The 961-nt window shown below is 64.9% G+C and carries 1 protein-coding gene; it reads left to right on the top strand.

Translation table 11 applies throughout. The features are described from left to right. The first annotated feature begins 22 nt into the window (after nucleotides 1–22). Nucleotides 23–766, top strand: coding sequence for a creatininase family protein (locus EN742_RS36090; protein ID WP_127406127.1), 744 nt, complete (start codon nucleotides 23–25; stop codon nucleotides 764–766). The last annotated feature ends 195 nt before the right edge of the window (nucleotides 767–961 follow it).

The following is a 961-nucleotide window of genomic DNA, read 5'->3' as shown; positions in this document are numbered from 1 at the left end:
GAGACAGATATGGAGTAGGGCGATGCGTTACGAATTGATGCTGCCGCACCAGATCCGCAAGGCGATCACGGAGAACTGGCCGGTCGCTCTGCCGCTCGGCGTGCTCGAGTACCATGGCGAGCACATGGCCGTCGGCATGGACACGCTGGCCGTCGTCAAGACGCTCGAGCTGTTCGGGAAGGAGGCCGACATCGTCATCCTGCCGCCCTTCTACTACGGCGCCGCGAGCTATGCGGTGGCGCCGCCGGAAGGCAGCGGCTCGGTGCAGGTCGGCGGCAATCAGCTGGCGCCGTTCGCCGAGGAGCTGTTCTTCAGCCTGCTGCGCATCGGCTTTCGCAACATCCACGCCATCATCCACCACCAGACCGAGAATTTCGCCGCCGGCATGCCGACCGATCTCGCTTTCAAGGCCGCCGGCCGGCAAGCGATCTTCCGCTTTCTGGAAAAAGAGCGCGGCGAGGGCTGGTGGGGTTCAGAGGCGATGGCGGACTACTATGCAGGCCATGCCAAGGGCGAGAACTTCTTCAATTGGGTCCAGGTGCATCCGCTGATGTCGGCCGCCATGAACGGCCGGTACCCGTTCGACCATGCCGGCATCGGCGAAACCTCGCTGATGCTGGCGCTGTGCCCCGAAGCGGTCGACGCCGGCCGCCTCGCCGACAATACAAGCTGGTACACGGCGAGCGCGCCGGAAGCTTCGGCCGAGCTGGGCAGGAAGGGCGTCGCCATGATCCTCGAGCATTTAAGGTCGATCCTGCGGGCCTAGCTCCCCCTTCTCCCTTGTGGGAGAAGGTGTCGCCGAAGGCGACGGATGAGGGGTGCTCCAGGGAATGCCGACGTCTCACTCCGCTGGAACACCCCTCATCCGTCTCGGCGCTGACGCGCCGATCCACCTTCTCCCACAAGGGGAGAAGGGGAGGCGGCTACTTCACCGCGCCGGCCGTCATGCCCATGATCAGGT

The sequence above is a fragment of the Mesorhizobium sp. M4A.F.Ca.ET.020.02.1.1 genome (assembly GCF_004022645.1).
Classification (GTDB): Bacteria; Pseudomonadota; Alphaproteobacteria; order Rhizobiales; family Rhizobiaceae; genus Mesorhizobium.
Note: the sequence above shows the minus strand (reverse complement) of the source record. Positions and strands in the feature narration are given on the sequence as shown.